We start from the raw sequence: 18,107 nt of genomic DNA, 5'->3' as shown, positions 1-18,107 counted from the left end.
GTTGGATGACTTCGCGAGACGTCTTGAAGTATCGAAACGGATTTTGGATCATGCGGCCAACTTAGTACATAGATTCAAGCACGTGTTCCGCTGACAATGCCCTCCATAGCCCTCGAGTCAAAACTCGACGGTACGATCGGCGCTCCACCAAGAAACTTTAAGACAGTCGACGTTTGAGGCTCGTCAATTCAGCGGATGACCTATCTCTCAGAGACTTAAAACGGGCGCAGCTTTCGAAATGTATCTGATGGATGAAGTGATTGCACCCTGAGACGTGAGACGCATCAGTTCTGACCTTGCGATCAATTGAAAAAAGTTGCACATATTTACAGAATATGATGCAAATATTTGCACACTCTCGGGGTCAGACCGTTCATGGCATTGTCTAATACACACGAAATTGCACCTGCCCCATCGGGTCTCTTACAATTGAAACCTAACCTACCGATCTTGTCGATTATCAATATGGCGGTGGGTTTCTTTGGTCTTCAAATCGGGTTTGCCCTGCAAAATGCCAACGCATCGCGTATCTTTTCAACACTGGGCTCCAATACTGACACGCTTGCGCTTTACTGGTTGGCGGGCCCAGTCACCGGGCTGATTATGCAGCCGATTGTCGGATATTTGTCTGACCAGACATGGACACGGTTTGGGCGCAGGCGGCCCTACTTCCTGCTGGGTGCGCTCTTGGCCAGCTTTGCGCTGATCTTCATGCCCAATTCGCCGGCGCTTTGGATTGCGGCCAGTTCCCTGTGGATTTTGGATGCGTCGCTGAACATTTCGATGGAACCCTTTCGGGCTTTTGTCGGAGATAACCTCAACACCAAACAGCGCACATTGGGCTATGCCATCCAGGGGTTTTTCATTGGCGCAGGCGGCTATGTCGGATCAAAACTGCCGGAATGGGCAACGGCGTTAGGGGCCGCGAATACGGCGGACGCCAATATCGTTCCAGACTCTGTGAAACTCGCCTTTCTGCTTGGCGCAGCCATTTTATTCGCCAGCGTTCTCTATACCGTTGTCACGTCAAAAGAATACGACCCGGATACCCTCCATGCTTTCGAAGCTGCAGACAATAGTGCCCTCGCCCACGCGCGGCGCGAAACGCCGACCGTTCCCCCCGCAGCCTGGTTTTCATCGCGCGGGCTTATTGCCTTATTTATTGGCGGCGGCCTGCTTGCGCTGGTCGCCTTTGGTTCCGCGGAAAAACAGCTGGCGGTTTTTGCAGTTATGGTCGTCGTTCTGGGGCTTTTGCTCGTTTACAATGCATGGCGGTTAAAAGGCGCGCGGGCCGCAGGTATGATCGGCTCGCTGATGGATGATCTGGCGACAATGCCCCTCCTGATGAAGCGGCTCGCGCTCGTCCAATTCACCAGCTGGTTCGCCTTTTTTACCCTGTGGGTCTATCTCAACTCCGCCGTTACCTCCCATCATTTTGGCACGACGGATCCAACGTCCGAAGCGTTTGGTGTCGGCTCACTGGCGGTCAATAATATTTTCGCCATTTACTCGCTTGTTGCGTGGGGGTTTTCGCTACTGATCCCGATCGGAACCCGCGGGATTGGCCTCAAGCCGTTCTATGCGCTGTCACTCTTGATCGGCGGGTTCTCATTCATTTCGATCTGGTTGTTCCCGCCGAGCCTGTTCTGGCTATCAGCGGTTGGGATCGGGGTCGTTTGGGCGTGCATACTGACCTTGCCCTATGCATTACTGGCCGATGCGTTGCCCGCAGGGCGAATGGGCACTTATATGGGCATTTTCAACTATTTCATCGTCATTCCACAATTGGTAGTCGGCACAATTATGGGTAGCGTGCTAACGGGCCTTTTAGGCGGGCAAACTGTCTTGACCCTTGTGATCGCCGGAGGCGTTATGATGTCAGGCGCCGTGTTGCTGATTTTCGTTCCGTATGAAAAACCGCTGGACACTATTTCGAAAGCTGATTGATGACGAAGAAAGTTAGGTTAGAGGATATTGCGAAAGAAGCAGGCGTCTCAATTGCAACGGTATCGCGCGCTCTGTCCGATAATCCGGCCGTCAGTGATCAAACGAAACGACGTATCTGGGATTTGGCGCGCCGGCAGGGCTATAGCCTGCGGAACCTCCCCGGTGCAGGAGACGCTGCCGTCACGACTTTATCCATCGTCGTGCCAAAGCCGCAGGGCCGTGATGGGTGGATGTTAGACCCGTTCTTTCAAGGCCTTTTGGGCGGAATTGGTGAAGCGGCGCGGTCGCTCAGCTGCGACTATCTTGTCTCCCATGCGGATCCGCAAAACTATGCAGATTTATCGCGCCTGCTCGACAGCTCGCGCGCGTCAGGAATCATCTTCCTCGGACAGAGCTTTCTTCACGAGCGATTGAACCGATTGGTTGGCCATCCGATGAAATTCATTGTTTGGGGCGGTGAGCTACCAGGACAAGACTATGCGTCGGTCGGATCGGATAATCAGCGCGGCGGTGAAATGGCGGCCGCCCATTTGGCCCGAATGGGACGCACAAAAATCGCGTTTTTCGGAGATACAGATGCCCCAGAGATTAATCAACGGTACCAGGGTTATTGCCGGGCCTTGGAACGGTTTAACCTAACGCCCGATTCCGACCTTGTTTTTCCCGCACATTTCGAAATCGAAAGTGCCGCCAATTCGATGCACTCGCTGATATCGCGCGGCAAAGATTTTGACGGTGTCGTGTGCGCGTCTGACCTGATCGCCATTGGCGTTATCCGCGCCCTGCGGGAGCATGGGCGGTCCGTTCCCGAGGACGTCTCCATCGTTGGCTATGATGACATTCAACTGGCGCGCTACTTCGATCCGCCCCTGACCACTGTTGGGCAGGATATGACACTCGCGGGGCGCCTCATGGTAATGAAGCTCCTCAATGCGAGCGACCCGAGCGATATGCGCTCAGAACGCCTGCCGACGGAGCTTATTCAGCGAGAAAGCTGCGGCGCTTAAAGCAGAGGCGAGATGAAACCCGAATAAGGGGGGATGACCCCATTTGATGGACGCTCACCAATACAAAGTTCAGCATCAGTCGGTCCGTTATATGGCAAGGCAACGGCGCCAATGTTAAACACACAACGTCGGGATCGGCCGTTGAGCAGCCGGTCAAACACCAAACATTCATCATTGCCAACAAAGATGATATCACCCTCTCTTAAGATGCGACAACCGTTTCGAAGCGCGATCGCTGCGCGGTAGAAATTGAGGACAGACAAAGGGTCATCCTCTTGGTCAGACACATTGGCCGCGCGGTGCGCCTCCTGCATCGGCAACCACGGTTTAGCGTCTGAAAATCCACCGAAATCATTGCCCAATCCCGCCCACGGCATGGGCGTTCGCGCCCCGTCCCTGCCCAAGGTTTGGGGCCAATTTGTGATGGCTTCGGGGTCACGCAAATCTTCAAACGCAATGTCCCCTTGCTCTAATCCCAATTCTTCGCCGTAATAAACAAAAGCATTGCCGCGCAGGCTCATCAGCAAAAGACCCAGCAGTTTTGCGAATAGGTCTGGCGCGCAATTGCCGCGCCACCGCGATGCGGCGCGCGGGGCATCGTGGTTTTCAAAGGCCCAGCTTGGCCAGCCTTCACCCGCCTCGCCCGGCCATTCGCGTTGTGTCTTACGGATGAGATCCGCGTGCAACGTCTCTGCATACAAGAAATCAAACGCATAGGCGGAACTCAGCCGCGTTTCGCCGTGGGTAAAGGCTTTCATTTCCGCCAACGGACGCGCCCCTCCGACTTCGGCCACAGTAAATTTGTCGGGACCATAGCTATCAATCACGGCGCGCAAGTCTTCGATGAAAGGCACGATTTCGGGCTGGCTCATATTTTCTGTATGACGTTGAAAGTCGAACGGACGCGTTGGCGGGCGTTTAAAATTGGTCTCAACGGGATTGTCAGTGAGATCCCGATTATGCATACCAAAGTTCAGCGCATCGATCCGGAATCCATCCACACCGCGATCCAGCCAAAACCGCGTGACGTCTAAAATCGAGGCCCGAACGGCGGGATTATGAAGGTTAAGGTCTGGCTGCTCACGCAAAAAATTATGCAGATAATATTGCCCGCGGCGCGCATCCCATTCCCATGCGCCCATCCCAAAAACCGATTGCCAATTATTCGGCGGCGTGCCGTCTGGATGAGCGTCGGCCCAAACATACCAATCGGCCTTTTCATTGTCCCGCGACGCGCGGCTTTGCTCAAACCAAGGGTGTTGATCCGATGTGTGCGAATAAACCTGATCAATCGTGACTTTCAGGCCCAGCGCATGGGCTTTCGTGACAAGCGCGTCAAAGTCAGCCAGCGTTCCGAAGATCGGATCGACATCACAAAAGTCTGCAACATCATAGCCGAAGTCCGCCATGGGCGAGGTAAAAAACGGCGATATCCAAATCGCTTGGACGCCCAAGGAGGCAATATAGTCGAGGCGTTGCGTAATACCGCGCAAATCACCGACGCCGTCACCCGTAGTGTCCTGAAAGCTGCGCGGATAGATTTGATAAATTACCGCCCCCTTCCACCAGGGCGCGCGAGGCTCGCTTTCAGACATAATGGATTTATCTTTCACAGTCGAACTCTGCGCGGTTGCGGTAGTCATTGGCAAGGTCATCGAACGTGCCGGTCTGCGCGTCCGTCTGCCTGACACACCACGATTCCAAAGGCCGGCACGTCCAGCTGCGCGGTCGCCATTGTTGCGACCGTTGCGGGGCATACGCCCATGAGCGACGTGAATCCCTGAGTATTGGGTTCAACCCGAACATTGGTCTGCTGCGCGGTGGGGGCCGTGTTGACGGCAACCAAATATTCTTGCCCGGTGACCGGATCGAAACGGGAAAAAGCGAAAGCGGTTCCTGTCGCCGCATCAAATTGACCGACATTCATGCCTGCACCTGTGTCCGTATTCGTCCCGACTTCAAACAGTCGGGTTTCCATCGCCCCGCGCCGGAACGCGGCATGAGACTGACGGATCGCGGCTGTTTTCGCGATATAGGTATACATCGGATGGTTCATATCAAAATTGCTCTCAGCCGTGGTCGCGTCCGTCCCGATCAAATCATTGTCATTGTAAACCGCCGTCTGGCTCGGAAAGAGCGGTTCGCGCGCAAGCTGATCATTGCCGTCGGAGACAAAGCCCTGCTCATCACCGGAATAAATAACCGGAACGCCGCGCATGAACATCATCATGCCGTGCGCGAGTTTCGTCCGAGCCAACAGCTCGTCTTGACTGATGCCGGGGATGGCTGATTTTAGCATCCCTGAAAACCGGCCCATATCGTGATTACCGAGAAATGTCGGCTGGGTCAGGCCCTTCCATGTCGTGTCTCCATACAGGTCATCGCCCCGCAAGAACTGATCCAACCGGGCGGTCGGCTCTTGGCCAGAGACCACCGCAAATACGGCGGATTGGAAACCAAAGTCCAGAACCTGATCAAATCCGTCTACGCGGGTAAAACGCGCGAGTGCGCCCGGGTCCGGATCATAGACTTCACCAAATTGATAGAAATGCGGGATCCCAATAGACGCCGCATGGTTTTTCATCGCGGGCAGGAACGCCGCCCAGAATTCCGGATTTACATGTCGTGTCGTATCAATTCGAAATCCGTCTATCCGATATTCGGTGATCCAATCTTTAAAGATGTTGATCATGCCGTCGACCACAACCGGATGCGTCGTCAATAAATCATCCAGCCCCGAAAAATCGCCGTAAAGAGAGCTTTCACCGGACCAGGTCGTTTCCCCACGATTGCTGTAATATTGTAAATCATTGAGCCAGACTGGTGTCTTAACATCCTCTTCGCCGGCTGGAATGTAGGGCGTGTAGGCATAGTTCTGATGGGTCAGTTTTTCGAAATTCTCATAGGTCTGGACATGCGGCGCATCGCCGAGAAAGCCCGCATTGATAGGCGTGCCTTCTGGGCCACCCTCTGTCGAGTAAGGGTAGTCCGCGATTGATCGATAAGCGCAGCCACCCTCTACCTTCGTTGGACTCGTAAAGTCGGGGTCATGACATTCGCGGTAGCTGATTACGTCGGCCGTGTGGTTGGTGATAATATCCAAATAGACTTTCATGCCCCGCTCATGCGCGCCACTGACGAACGCTTTCAGGTCCGCCTTCGTCCCAAGATGGGGGTCGACATCTGTGAAATCCGTGATCCAATAGCCATGATAACCAGAGCTTTCTTGGCCCGGCCCGCCTTGAACGGGTTTATTCTTATAGATAGGGCCGAGCCAGATCGCCGTCGCGCCCATCCCTTGAATATAGTCAAGCCGCGAGGTGAGCCCCTTTAAATCACCGCCCTGGTAAAAGGCTTTATCCGTCGGATCGAAGCCATGATCCAATTTTCCGCCCGGAAACCCGCCTGTGTCATTGGCCATGTCACCATTCTCAAACCGGTCCGGCAGCATGAAATAGACGATTTCATCGACAGGGAGTCTGTCCGCACTCCGAAGAACTTCCGCCGATATGACTGTATTCTCAGCATCATTGCTTGCCAAAACTGCAGAGCAGGCCGTGAGGGTAAGCGCGGCGCACCCCAACAAGATCGCAGACGGCAAAACCGATGACTTCAACCGCCCGAGCATTGTTTCAATCATGTGCTTATCCCGCAATGTACAGTGTCCGGCATCTCTCTTGAGTCTCTGCCATTTCGTTAGACATAAAGTGATTGAACAGAAAAACGCAAGAGATTATGCAAAGTTTTGCATTAAATATTGAAGAAAAGCGACGACCCAGGTCGCCAAAGTCGCGATTTGTGGCACATTCGCAACGATTTCGCACAAAAACCGTCCTGATTTACGAAACTATTTGCAAATTCTCTGCAAATTTGTGTAAAGTGGTTTTGGGGAGGGAGTCCATCGTGCTTTCTGAACTCAAAAACAACGATTGCGTCCGCACAGACCGGCGCTCACGAAGGGAAACACATGACCAACTCGTCAACCTTAGAACGCCAGCTTTTGCTCGGCGTCGCCACGTTCGCTCTATTAATGGCGGCCTCGCCGACATTTGCGCAGGATACCGATGAAGATGTCGTCGAAGACGAAATTATCGCAACGGGTATCCGCCAGTCTATAAAAGCCAGTCTCGATCTAAAGCGCGGTAGCGACTCGATTATTGAAGCGATCACAGCCGAAGATATTGGTAAATTGCCGGACGTGTCGATCGCTGACTCGCTCGCCCGTCTTCCTGGTGTCACGGCACAGCGTGTTCGGGGTCGTGCGCAGCAAATCTCGATCCGAGGCCTCGGACCTGACTTCTCGCTTGCGTTGTTGAATGGCCGCGAGATCGTCTCTGCGGGATCTAACCGCGGGATCGAATTTGACCAGTTCCCGTCCGAGCTGATTAATCAGGGTGTTGTTTACAAAACACCGGATGCCAGCCTGTCCGCCATAGGTATCGCAGGCGCAGTCGATCTGCGTACGATCAAGCCATTAGATTTCAACGGCTCGCAGCTCAATGTATCGGCAAAATATGTCCTAAACGACAATGGTCAGATGAACCCCGACTTCGGTGATGACGGTTATCGTTTGTTTGGCAGCTATGTGACCCAGAATGATGCAGGCACTGTTGGTCTTTCGATAGGCGTGACCCATCAGTCTAACCCAACCCAATATCAGTCACGTGAGCTTAAAACGTCGGGTAATTTCGACACAAACGGCAATTTTACAGGCGGTCAGATCAGCGCTCTGCCAAACGGCACATATTACGCGTCTGACAACCCACGCACAGGTGTTGTTTCGCGCGAATTTAACCGCACATCCGTCGCAGGCGCATTACAGTTCGAGCCCACAGACGCCTTCACGGCGACATTCGATGGTTTCTACAGCGATTTTTCTGACGCCGGTGTTTTCCGCGGCCTCGAAACACCAATTGCCTCGTGGTCGGGCGCGAACCTGATTGCTAGCACCGGAACCGGAACCTTCGTCGAAAGCGCTACATACTCACCAGCCGGCGCCATCCTTCGAACCGATATTGAAGGCGCGGAAACCGAAATTTTTGCTTTTGGCGCGAATTTCGAATTGGATGTGTCAGAGCGCCTGACATTGAAAGCCGATGTCTCTTATTCAGAGCTGGACCGCGAAGATATTGATTATGAAAGCTATGCTGGCACGGCATTCGGCTCATTAAACAGTAATGACCCAACCGAGCGCGGCGCATTCACCTATATAACACCTGAATCCGGTGAATATCAGATCCAGTCATCCATTGATTATTCAAACCCCGCGAATGTCGTCCTGACTGATCCGGGCGGGTGGGGCCAAGTTGGCTTCGTCAACCAACCAATCGTTGACGATGAGCTTCGCCAGCTTCGCGCAGAAGCAGAATATCGTGTTGATGAGCTTCCTTTCATCGAAGGGATTCAAGTCGGTATTGTTCATACGGGCCGGGAAAAAGGCTTCCGCAACGAGCGCGCCTTCCTGCGTCCCGGTGCTGGCTTTGTTAATGGCGAATTTGCGTTACCGCAGGATACGATTTTGGGCACGACCGATTCCGGTTCTATCGGCCTCGATATTGTTGCTTACGACTCCTCCTCATTCCTGACAAACGGGACCTATATTGTTGAGTCAGCACAAGGACCGTTCTACTCAATCGACGAGTCCATCAACACACTGTTTGCTAAAGTTCTGCTGGGCAATGAGAATGGCCGCCTAAACGGTAATCTTGGTATTCAATATGTTGATGTCACCCAGGGGTCTACTGGCCTGCTAGGCCGTCTTGTCGGTGGCAGCATCACGCAGGAAGTCGAAGAAAGCTACGATCACGTGCTTCCATCGCTGAACCTATCTTACGAAATTGTCGATGATGTTCTGATCCGCGGTGGTCTCGGAAAATCCGTGACCCGACCACGTTTGGACGATTTGGCCGCAAATGTTAACTTCGGCTTTAACCCGATTGTCTGTCCTGACAGCAATTTGGATCAGTTGCCGGACCAATTCGTCGCGGCAGCTTTCAACCCACCTGGGCAAGTGTGTATTGGCGGCGGCGGCGGCAACCCGTTCCTGCGTCCTTACGAATCCACCAATTATGATGCATCAGGTGAATGGTATTTCTCTGATGCGGGCGCGATCAGCATTGCTGTCTTCCACAAATCTCTCGATGAATATGTACAGGGCTCGACAGCGATCATCACTGATGCTGATTTCATCAGCGGGCTTATTGGTGACCCGGGTTTCGTTTCCGCAAACCCTGATGTGGCGACGTTCAGCATCGGCGGCCCAACCAATACCGGGACTGGCTCTCTGACAGGCGTAGAAGTATCGTTGCGCCTACCATTTGACGACGTTATTGACATGCCAATTAAAGGTTTCGGCTTCAACGGCAGCTTCGGGTATACCGATGCGGAAGTCGATTTCACACGCCAGAACGGCGATGTCGTCACCGTCGATATTCCGGGCTATTCTGATACGACCGCATCCGGTGAGTTCTATTATGAAAATAATGGCTGGAGAGCCCGCGTGAATACGGCCTATCGCTCCGGCTATGTCGCGGCTCTGATCGACTTTGGCGCCAATCCGATTGGCGCAGAAGCTCTGTCCCGCACGACAGTTGATGCGCAAATTGGCTATGAGTTCCAGAGCGGGCCATTGGAAGGGCTGTCGGTCAACATCGAGGCATACAACCTCAATGACGAGCCGTTCCGAACCAAGAACACTTACGCAACGGGCGGTTCGTTCGTCTCTATTCGCGAAGATTATGGCACGACCTACAACTTCACGGTCGCCAAAAAGTTCTAGGTCGGTTTTTAGACCTGACATTAAAAGCCCGCCGCATCCCGGCGGGCTTTTTTATGCGCCATTGCCGCTGTGACAGCGCCGTTATTTTTCGCTAGGATGTAACCATGACTTCGCGTTCTCATAACCCCGTTAAATCTGTTGTCATCGTCGGCGGTGGCACGGCGGGATGGATTGCGGCGGCCGCCCTTTCCAAATTAATGGGCCAGACCATCACCATCCGCCTGATTGAATCAGAGCAAATCGGCACGGTTGGTGTGGGCGAAGCTACAATTCCGCAAATTCGGCGATTGAACGGCATTCTGGGTATTGATGAGCGCGAATTTATACGCGCGACGAATGGATCTTTTAAACTCGGTATTGAGTTTAATAACTGGGGTCAACATGGCGATAGCTACCTCCATACGTTTGGCGATGCCGGCATAAATTTGCAGGGCCAGCTCTTCCATCATTATTGGCGACGATATGCGGATCGCCATGACGGCCCCAGCCTGTGGGATTACTCCCTCCACCACCGCGCCGCCTACGCGCATAAATTCGGCCAAGTCGAGCGCGTTGGGCAAACATCCATGACGGGACTGGCCTACGCCTATCACTTCGATGCGACGGCCTATGCGATGTTCCTGCGACAGATCTCTGAACCGCGCGGCGTGATCAGGACAGAGGGCAAGGTTGTCGATGTTACGCTCGACACGGAAATCGGGCATGTCGCCTCCGTCACGCTCGAGTCCGGCGAGCGTATCGCGGGCGATTTATTCATAGACTGCACAGGTTTTCGGGGGCTGTTGATCGGCGGGGCCTTGAATGTGCGGTGGCAGGATTGGAGCCATTGGTTGCCTGCAGACCGTGCCGTCACAGTGGCCTGTGAACGGACCGACCCGCTTCTTCCCTATACAAAAGCCACAGCACATGGGGCCGGGTGGCAATGGCGCATTCCGTTGCAGCACCGCACGGGCAACGGCCATGTGTTTGCATCTGAATTCATGAGTGAAGATGAAGCGACGCAAATCCTGCTCGATCATCTCGACGCGCCGGCGACAGCCGATCCGAGAACGCTGACATTCAAAACCGGGCGGCGTGACCGTCTCTGGCATAAGAATGTTGTCAGCCTAGGCCTGGCGTCTGGTTTCCTGGAGCCGCTAGAATCAACCTCCATTCACATCATTCAAAGCAACGTCTCCCGCCTGATTGAGCTGTTCCCGGACAGGGGATTTTCAGATGCAAATATCGCCGAATATAACCGCGTTGTGACCAAGGAATATGATCTCATCCGCGACTTTCTGATCCTGCATTATTGCCGGACAGACCGGGATGATACGCTTTTTTGGCGACATTGCGCCAACATGGACATCCCGGATAGCCTCACCCATAAAATTGACCTGTTTCGCGCGACAGGACACTTGTTCCGCGATCCTGACGATCTGTTTCGTGAGAGCAGCTGGGTGCAGGTCATGGTAGGTCAGGGCCTGCGGCCTGAAAGCTGGCACCGCCGTATTGACCAAATCAGCGACGCCCAACTTGATCAATTCATGGCGGATGTCAAAGCAATCATTGCCAAGACCGTAGACCCCTTACCCAGCCACGCAGATTTCATCCGCCACCTTTGCAAACCAGATTAGGACGTTTTCAAAATCTGCTGCAAATAATCATCATGGGTCGGCATGGCCGCCGCCGCTTCATCGATCGCACTTCGGACCTGTCCCAGACGCTCCTTGACGGGCACCTCAAGCCGCATGGTTGACAGAACAGGCGCACGCTCGGGCCAGATCCCCTGCCCCGTATAAACGGCAATCCAGCTCGGGTTATTGAACAACTCCCGCTCGTCGGAAATGATCAAACCATGGCGCTTAAAATGATCAATCTTATAAGCGAGTCGATCCGGGATTGGCATGGTGCGGACATAATTCCAAAATTCGGAATCATCGCGCTCTGTGGCGTGATAATGCAAGATCAGAAAATCGCGAATACGCTCAGATTCCGCGCGGGTCAGCGCATTATATTCCTGCGCGAGCAGCGGGCTCATGTCCGCATCTGGCAGCATCGCGAGCAGGCGCATAATTCCGTATTGAATCATATGGAGTGACGTCGATTCCAGCGGCTCCATGAAGCCCGCAGACAGGCCAATCGCAACACAGTTTTTCGACCAACTCTGTTTGCGCCGTCCCGTGACAAAGCGAAGATGCTTCGGCTCAGCCAATGGGGAACCATCAAGATTGTCTAACAAAGTCTGTGTCGCCTTGTCCTTTGTCTCATAGGCTGAGCAATAAACATGTCCGTTACCAGTGCGGTGTTGCAACGGAATACGCCATTGCCACCCAGCCTGGTGAGCGGTCGATTTCGTGTACGGCAAGGTGGGACCATGTGGCTTACACGCGACGGCAACGGCCCGGTCCATCGGTAACCAATGAGACCAATCCTCATAACCGGCATTGAGCGTTTCTTGAATCAGAAGGCCGTAAAACCCGGAACAATCGATGAATAAATCGCCCTCGAAAGACTGCCCGTCATTGGTCGCGACCGATGTGATAAATCCCGTGTCCGGATTTTGGGTAACCGTCTCAATGCGGCCTTCATGGCGCGTCACGCCGCGGGCCTCCGCATAGCCGCGCAAAAATTGCGCATAACGCGTCGCGTCAAAGTGATAGGCATAATCGTGCCGGGAGCGGATGTTGCGGGGATCGCGCATCGGCGGCTCAAACTTGCCGGCCTTGGCGGCCGCCCACGCCATGCAGTCGGTCTGAATGTCGCCGGTTATGTTTCCAGCCAATTTTTCACGCATCCAATATTGATAAAATGGGACCCAATCGAATTCTGCGCCATACTGTCCAAAGGGGTGGAAATAACTGTGCCCGATCCGCTGCCAGTCTTTAAATTCGATCCCGAGCTTAAAGGAGCCCTGCGTCTTCCGCATAAATGTAGCCTCATCAATGCCGAGCCGCTTGTTAAACGTTCGGATCGGCGGAATTGTCGCCTCGCCGACACCAACCGTGCCGATGGCTTCGCTTTCAATCAGATCGATTTGCACGCTCGGGCCAACGGCATTGACCAAGCCAGCGGCGCTCATCCACCCGGCGGACCCACCGCCAACAATGACAATGCGAGAGATTGGTCGTCTGTCACTCATATAACCTCGCAAAATTTTGCATTACAAAATCGCCTTATTTGTTGGTTTCCTTACCAAAGACCTTCCCGTCAACGCAAATTTATGTAAAAGAATTATCTTAAAGATACAGGGGAAATAAGCATGTCCATTCGGTTGATTGCACTTTCGAATTTGTGCGCAGTGGCCCTTATTGCTTGCACGGCTGAGGCTCCCGTCAAACCAAAAAGTGAGGTGGCTCCGGCAGTTGCTACGACAGCCCCAACGACTTTGAAGCGCGCTAGCGTCGAAAGCCCGAACGGAGACATCACGTTCAATCTCAGCGAAGTAAACGGCTTGCTGCAATATGACGTCCAATTTCAGGGCCAATCCGTCATCGGCACCTCGCAGCTCGGCTTACGGTTCGCAGAAACCTTTGGACTGGACGACGCGTTAGAAATTATCGCCATAGAGCGGGGGGTGGCCGACACGACATGGGAACAACCGTGGGGCGAACGGCGGATTGTGCGCGACCATCATCAAGAACTTATCATCATGGCCCGTCGTACTGAGCCTGATATTCGCGTCAATATCCGGGTGCGCGTTTTCAATGATGGCCTTGGGTTTCGCTACGAGATACCAAAACAAGCTAATCTTCCCGCGACCGTCTCAATCATGGATGAACTGACTGAGTTTAACGTCGGGCCGGACACGGAGAGTTGGTGGATCCCGTCACGGCAATATAATCGCTACGAATATCTTTATCAAAACACACCTGTGGACGCGATTCAGATGGTTCACACGCCGATAACACTCCGCACAGACAAGGGCGTTCATTTTTCGATCCACGAAGCGGCGCTTGTCAACTACGCCGGGATGAGCCTGGAGCAGGAACGTGAAGGCGTTTTGGAAGCCAGCTTGGCACCGCGCTCTGACGGTAAAAAGGTCGTTGTCGCGACACCCTTCATAACGCCCTGGCGGACGATTCAAATTGGCGACACGGCGGTTGATCTGCTCAATTCGGATCTGATCCTGAACCTCAATGAGCCCAATGCGCTGGGTGACGTGTCCTATTTTGAACCCGGGAAATATGCCGGCATCTGGTGGGATCAACATATACGCAATGGCACATGGGGCCAGAAGCAGGGCGACGTTGAAGGCCTTCACGCGGCCACAACAGAGCGCACCAAAGCCTATATGGATTTTGCGGCTGAGAATGACTTTGTCGGTGTACTAGTCGAAGGCTGGAACATCGGGTGGGATGATGACTGGTTTAATAACGGTGACGTGTTTTCATTCACCGAAACCTATGATGATTTCAACATTAAAGCGGTGGCGGCCTATGGTGAACAGGTTGGTACGCGCCTGATCGGCCATCACGAAACGTCCGGGAATATTTCGAATTACGAGGCCCAACTCGAAGACGCGCTCGACCTTTATCAGCAAAGCGGCGTTCGCGTGATTAAATCAGGCTATGTGGCCGATGATGGCAATATTAAGCGCATCGATGACACCGGCGTCGCCCGATACGAATATCATGACAGCCAACATCAGGTCGACCACCACTTAAAAGTCGTGCGCCGCGCGCATGATCATCAAATCGCCATGAACCCGCATGAGCCAGTAAAGGACACGGGGCTCCGCCGGACTTATCCCAACTGGGTCAGCCGTGAAGGCGCGCGTGGTCAGGAATTTAACGCCTGGGGGGTGCCGCCCAACGGACCGGATCATGTCCCCAATTTGATCTTTACCCGCATGCTCTCCGGCCCGATGGATTATACGGCGGGTGCGTTTAACCTTCGTCCGAATGAGGTCGCGCCTGTCCGCGCTGATTTTCCGCGCAATAGCGCAGCCTCGCGAATTGAGCATACGCTGGCAAAGGAGTTGGCACTCTATGTCGTGCTCTACTCGCCGATCCAAATGGTTGTCGATACGCCGGAAGAATATGCCAAACGGCCAGACGCCTTCCAATTCATCAAAGATGTTCCAACCGATTGGGAGGACACGATCGCTCTGGCCGGAGAGGTCGGTGAATTTGCAATCTTTGCCCGCAAAGAACGCGGGGGCGAGGATTGGTATCTCGGTGCGGTGACAGATGCAGACGCGCGCGACGTCGAGATCGATCTTTCTTTCCTCGAAGACGGCGCATTTGTCGCTCACATATACCAGGATGGACCCTCTGCGGATTATGAGATCGACCCTTACGACTTGTTGATCGAAACCCGGAAAGTTACGTCGGGTGACTCGTTAGCCTTGGTCTTGGCCCGCTCAGGAGGTGCTGCAATCCGGTTTGAAAAACTATGAGGACCGCCCTTATCGGAATAACCCTATTCGCCCTCACCGCTTGCGCTCAAGCCGAGACGCAGAGCGTCGAAACTCCCGTTGATCCAAATTCAGTCGCCGGCGATTTCCGCGGAATAACGGGTGCTGTTGAACGTTTTACGGTCACCTCATCCCGCGTCACCACCCGGGACGTCGAGGTTTGGTTGCCCCCATCCTATGCGTCAAACCCAGACCGTCATTACCCTGTGCTCTACATGCATGATGGGCAAAACTTATTTGACCCGGAACAGTCCAAATATGCTAAATGGGACTGGGGCATTGATGAAGCCCTGAGCGCACTCATCATAGATAAGCGCGTCCCCGAAGTTATTGTCGTCGGGATCCATAGTGACGAGGCCACCCGCAATTTTGACTATTTCCCGCAAAAAGCGGGCGGCGATCATGCCGAAGTTTTTCGACGCGATTTCGGTGAGTTTGACTCGGCAGGCTTAAACGCCGACAATTACCTCGACTTCCTCGTCACGGAAATTAAACCGCGCATTGATGTGACCTACCGTACGCAGCCCGAACGCGACGAGACATTCGTTATGGGATCGTCCATGGGAGGGCTGATCTCACTCTACGCCATCAGCGAATATCCAGAGATATTCGGCGGAGCCGGTATGGTGTCGTCCCATTTCCCGCTCGCCGATGGGGTTCTCGTCGATTACTTTGCGACGCGATTACCGGACCCATCAACGCACCGCCTCTATTTCGATTTCGGCACAGAGACGTTAGATCATAATTACGAATCTTATCAGGACCGGATGGACCAGGCGGTCGAAGCCACTGGCTATACGCGCGGCGTGAATTGGACCACGCGAAAATATGAAGGCCATGATCATTCCGAACGAGCTTGGCGAAACCGTGTGCACGTGCCGCTACAGTTTCTGCTTAATAAAAGCAGCGTTCCCGGGGGAGAAGAACGATGAAATTTCAGCCCTTCACTCTTATCGCCACCGCACTCTTGGCGGCTTGCACCGCCGCAACCACACCCACTGCGGCGCCCGGTGGGCTTACGTCAGCACCTTACGTTAAACTCCAACACCCCGATTGGAGCCGGGACGCGGTCATTTATGAAATTAATGTGCGCCAATATTCTGACGCAGGGACCTTCGATGCGGTGCGCGAGGATTTGCCCCGGCTGAAAGAGCTTGGCGTCGACATCCTTTGGCTCATGCCCATCCATCCGATCGGCGAGCTGAATCGCAAAGGGACGCTCGGCAGCTATTATTCCGTAAAAGATTATTATGGCATCAATCCAGAGTTTGGCACCAAGGCCGACTTCAAGCGGTTTGTCGAAACGGCCCATGCGCAGGGCTTTAAGGTCATTCTGGACTGGGTCGCCAATCACACGGCGTGGGACAATGACCTCGCGATTAATCACCCGGATTGGTATGAAAAGGACTGGAAGGGCGATTTTCGTCCGACGCCGTGGTGGGATTGGTCGGATATTATCGACCTGGATTTCTCCAACCCCGACGTTCGTGCTTATATGTCAGACGCGATGACCTATTGGGTCGAGGAGATGAATATCGATGGCTTTCGCGCCGATGTGGCCGGTTACGTCCCGCTTGAATTTTGGGACGGTCTCCGGGCGCGTTTAGACGCGATCAAGCCTGTATTTATGCTGGCGGAATGGCAGACACGTGACCTCCATGCGCACGCCTTTGACGCCACTTACGCTTGGGAATGGAAAGAGGCCCTGCAAAATATTGCCCAAGGTAAAGCCGACACAAGCGCACTTTATGGCTATTATTCCGCCAATGAATCGGCGTGGCCCAAAGACGCCATGCGCATGACCTATACGGATAATCACGACCAGAATTCGTGGGATGGTCTGCCGCCGGACATTTATGGCGACGCCTATGAAGCGGCGATTGTTCTGCAATTTACTGGCGAAGGTATTCCGCTGATTTACTCCGGGCAGGAATGCGCAAACCCGAACCGATTGGAGTTCTTTGAGAAAGATCCCATCATCTGGAACTGTGATGCGCCTTTGAACGCCTTGTTCAAAGACTTGGTTCAACTCAAAACCGATAATCCTGTTCTCCATAATGGCGCGTGGGGCGCGACGACAACAAAGGTCGAAAACAGCAACCCGCATAAAGTCTTCAGTTTCATTCGCCAAAACGAGGACGGCAATGCCGTGCTCGTTGTCGCGAATGTGTCTGACGCTGCGCAGACATTTAGGTTCACGGACCCGTTGCCCAGCGGGACCTATCGCGTCTTTCGGACGGACACCGCAATAACCATTGGCATGGAACGCATGACACTGCCCGCTTGGGGCTGGTCCGTGTATCATCGTGACGAATAGCGACATAATTCTCAGGGTCGGCGACGGCGCCCATCCCGTCGTTATCATCGACGATTTTCATCCGGACTTTACGCGCTTGAAACAAAGCGCTGCGGGGGTAAAATTTACGAAACTCGGTCCCTTTTATCCGGGCCTTCAGGCACAGGCTGATCCACGCCATTTACAGGCCGTCCACAGCACTTTGAAAAATGTTCTTAGGACCGTGTTTGGGATCGAGCGCGGCGTGAAGCTGATCCAATGCAGCTACTCCATCGTCACCACGGCGGAGGCGGACCTCCTGCCTATTCAGCGCTTGCCGCATGTTGACACAACCGACCCCGGTCGAATTGCATTGCTGCATTATTTATCCGAAGAGGAGACGGGTGGCACAGCCTTCTATCGCCACCGTGGAACCCGCAATGAAGTTCTCAACGACCAAGACTTTGATGCCTATTCCCGCGCGCTCGAAGCCGAAGGCCCACCCAAACCAGGATATATGCGGGGCTCCGACGACCGATTTGAATTGATCGGCCATGTCGCTGCAAAACCTAACCGCGCCGTTCTATACCGCTCGCAATTACTCCACTCCGGGATGATTCCATCAAACCTTTCTTCGCAGGAAGACTCAGGGTGTCAACGTCTGACCCTAAATAGCTTTTTTCAGGAAACGCGCTGACGAGT

Annotated in this window: 11 protein-coding genes; 8 read left to right on the top strand and 3 right to left on the bottom strand. The window is 53.8% G+C overall.

Annotated features, from left to right (window positions below):
* The first annotated feature begins 375 nt into the window (after positions 1-375).
* Together IE105_RS14280 and IE105_RS14275 are read left to right on the top strand one after the other, a co-directional pair.
* On the top strand, positions 376-1,947 hold the full coding sequence (locus IE105_RS14280; protein ID WP_189499567.1) for an MFS transporter: 1,572 nt from the start codon (positions 376-378) through the stop codon (positions 1,945-1,947).
* A complete protein-coding gene (locus tag IE105_RS14275) occupies positions 1,947-2,954 on the top strand; it encodes a LacI family DNA-binding transcriptional regulator (RefSeq protein WP_189499566.1) in 1,008 nt (335 codons plus the stop codon). Before IE105_RS14280 ends, IE105_RS14275 begins: the two co-directional genes overlap by 1 nt.
* On the opposite strand, the gene IE105_RS14270 is transcribed toward IE105_RS14275, so the two are convergent.
* A complete protein-coding gene (locus IE105_RS14270; protein ID WP_189499570.1) occupies positions 2,951-4,549 on the bottom strand; it encodes an alpha-amylase family glycosyl hydrolase in 1,599 nt (532 codons plus the stop codon). The genes IE105_RS14275 and IE105_RS14270 overlap by 4 nt on opposite strands.
* A 56-nt stretch (positions 4,550-4,605) precedes the next feature.
* Entirely contained in the window at positions 4,606-6,594 is a 1,989-nt protein-coding gene (locus IE105_RS14265; protein ID WP_233354184.1) for an alpha-amylase family glycosyl hydrolase, read from the bottom strand.
* Positions 6,595-6,921: 327 nt separating this feature from the next.
* Between IE105_RS14265 and IE105_RS14260 the strand changes: the two genes are divergently transcribed.
* The gene (locus IE105_RS14260) at positions 6,922-9,732 is read left to right on the top strand and encodes a TonB-dependent receptor (RefSeq protein WP_189499565.1); all 2,811 of its coding nucleotides are present in this window, start codon (positions 6,922-6,924) and stop codon (positions 9,730-9,732) included.
* 104 nt (positions 9,733-9,836) lie between these two features.
* Positions 9,837-11,348, top strand: a complete 1,512-nt coding sequence (locus tag IE105_RS14255; RefSeq protein WP_189499564.1) for a tryptophan halogenase family protein — start codon at positions 9,837-9,839, stop codon at positions 11,346-11,348.
* Here IE105_RS14255 and IE105_RS14250 read toward each other — a convergent pair.
* Positions 11,345-12,853: a tryptophan halogenase family protein gene (locus IE105_RS14250; protein ID WP_189499563.1), complete on the bottom strand. Its 1,509-nt coding sequence runs from the start codon at positions 12,851-12,853 to the stop codon at positions 11,345-11,347. The two genes, IE105_RS14255 and IE105_RS14250, sit on opposite strands and share 4 nt — an antisense overlap.
* Positions 12,854-12,973: 120 nt before the next feature.
* On the opposite strand from IE105_RS14250, the gene IE105_RS14245 reads away from it, so the two are divergent.
* Genes IE105_RS14245 through IE105_RS14230 form a run of 4 tightly spaced genes read left to right on the top strand, consistent with a single transcriptional unit; the run spans position 12,974 to position 18,102 of the window.
* A complete protein-coding gene (locus tag IE105_RS14245) occupies positions 12,974-15,112 on the top strand; it encodes a glycoside hydrolase family 97 protein (protein ID WP_189499562.1) in 2,139 nt (712 codons plus the stop codon).
* Complete coding sequence (locus IE105_RS14240) at positions 15,109-16,062, top strand: alpha/beta hydrolase (protein WP_189499561.1); 954 nt, start codon at positions 15,109-15,111, stop codon at positions 16,060-16,062. Before IE105_RS14245 ends, IE105_RS14240 begins: the two co-directional genes overlap by 4 nt.
* Positions 16,059-17,447, top strand: a complete 1,389-nt coding sequence (locus IE105_RS14235; RefSeq protein WP_189499560.1) for an alpha-amylase family glycosyl hydrolase — start codon at positions 16,059-16,061, stop codon at positions 17,445-17,447. The genes IE105_RS14240 and IE105_RS14235 overlap by 4 nt, the downstream gene beginning before the upstream one ends.
* The gene (locus IE105_RS14230) at positions 17,437-18,102 is read left to right on the top strand and encodes a DUF6445 family protein (protein ID WP_189499559.1); all 666 of its coding nucleotides are present in this window, start codon (positions 17,437-17,439) and stop codon (positions 18,100-18,102) included. The genes IE105_RS14235 and IE105_RS14230 overlap by 11 nt, the downstream gene beginning before the upstream one ends.
* Positions 18,103-18,107: the final 5 nt, after the last annotated feature.

The organism is Algimonas arctica (genome assembly GCF_014652695.1).
Lineage (GTDB): Bacteria > Pseudomonadota > Alphaproteobacteria > Caulobacterales > Maricaulaceae > Litorimonas > Litorimonas arctica.
This window is presented reverse-complemented; position numbering and strand designations above follow the sequence as displayed.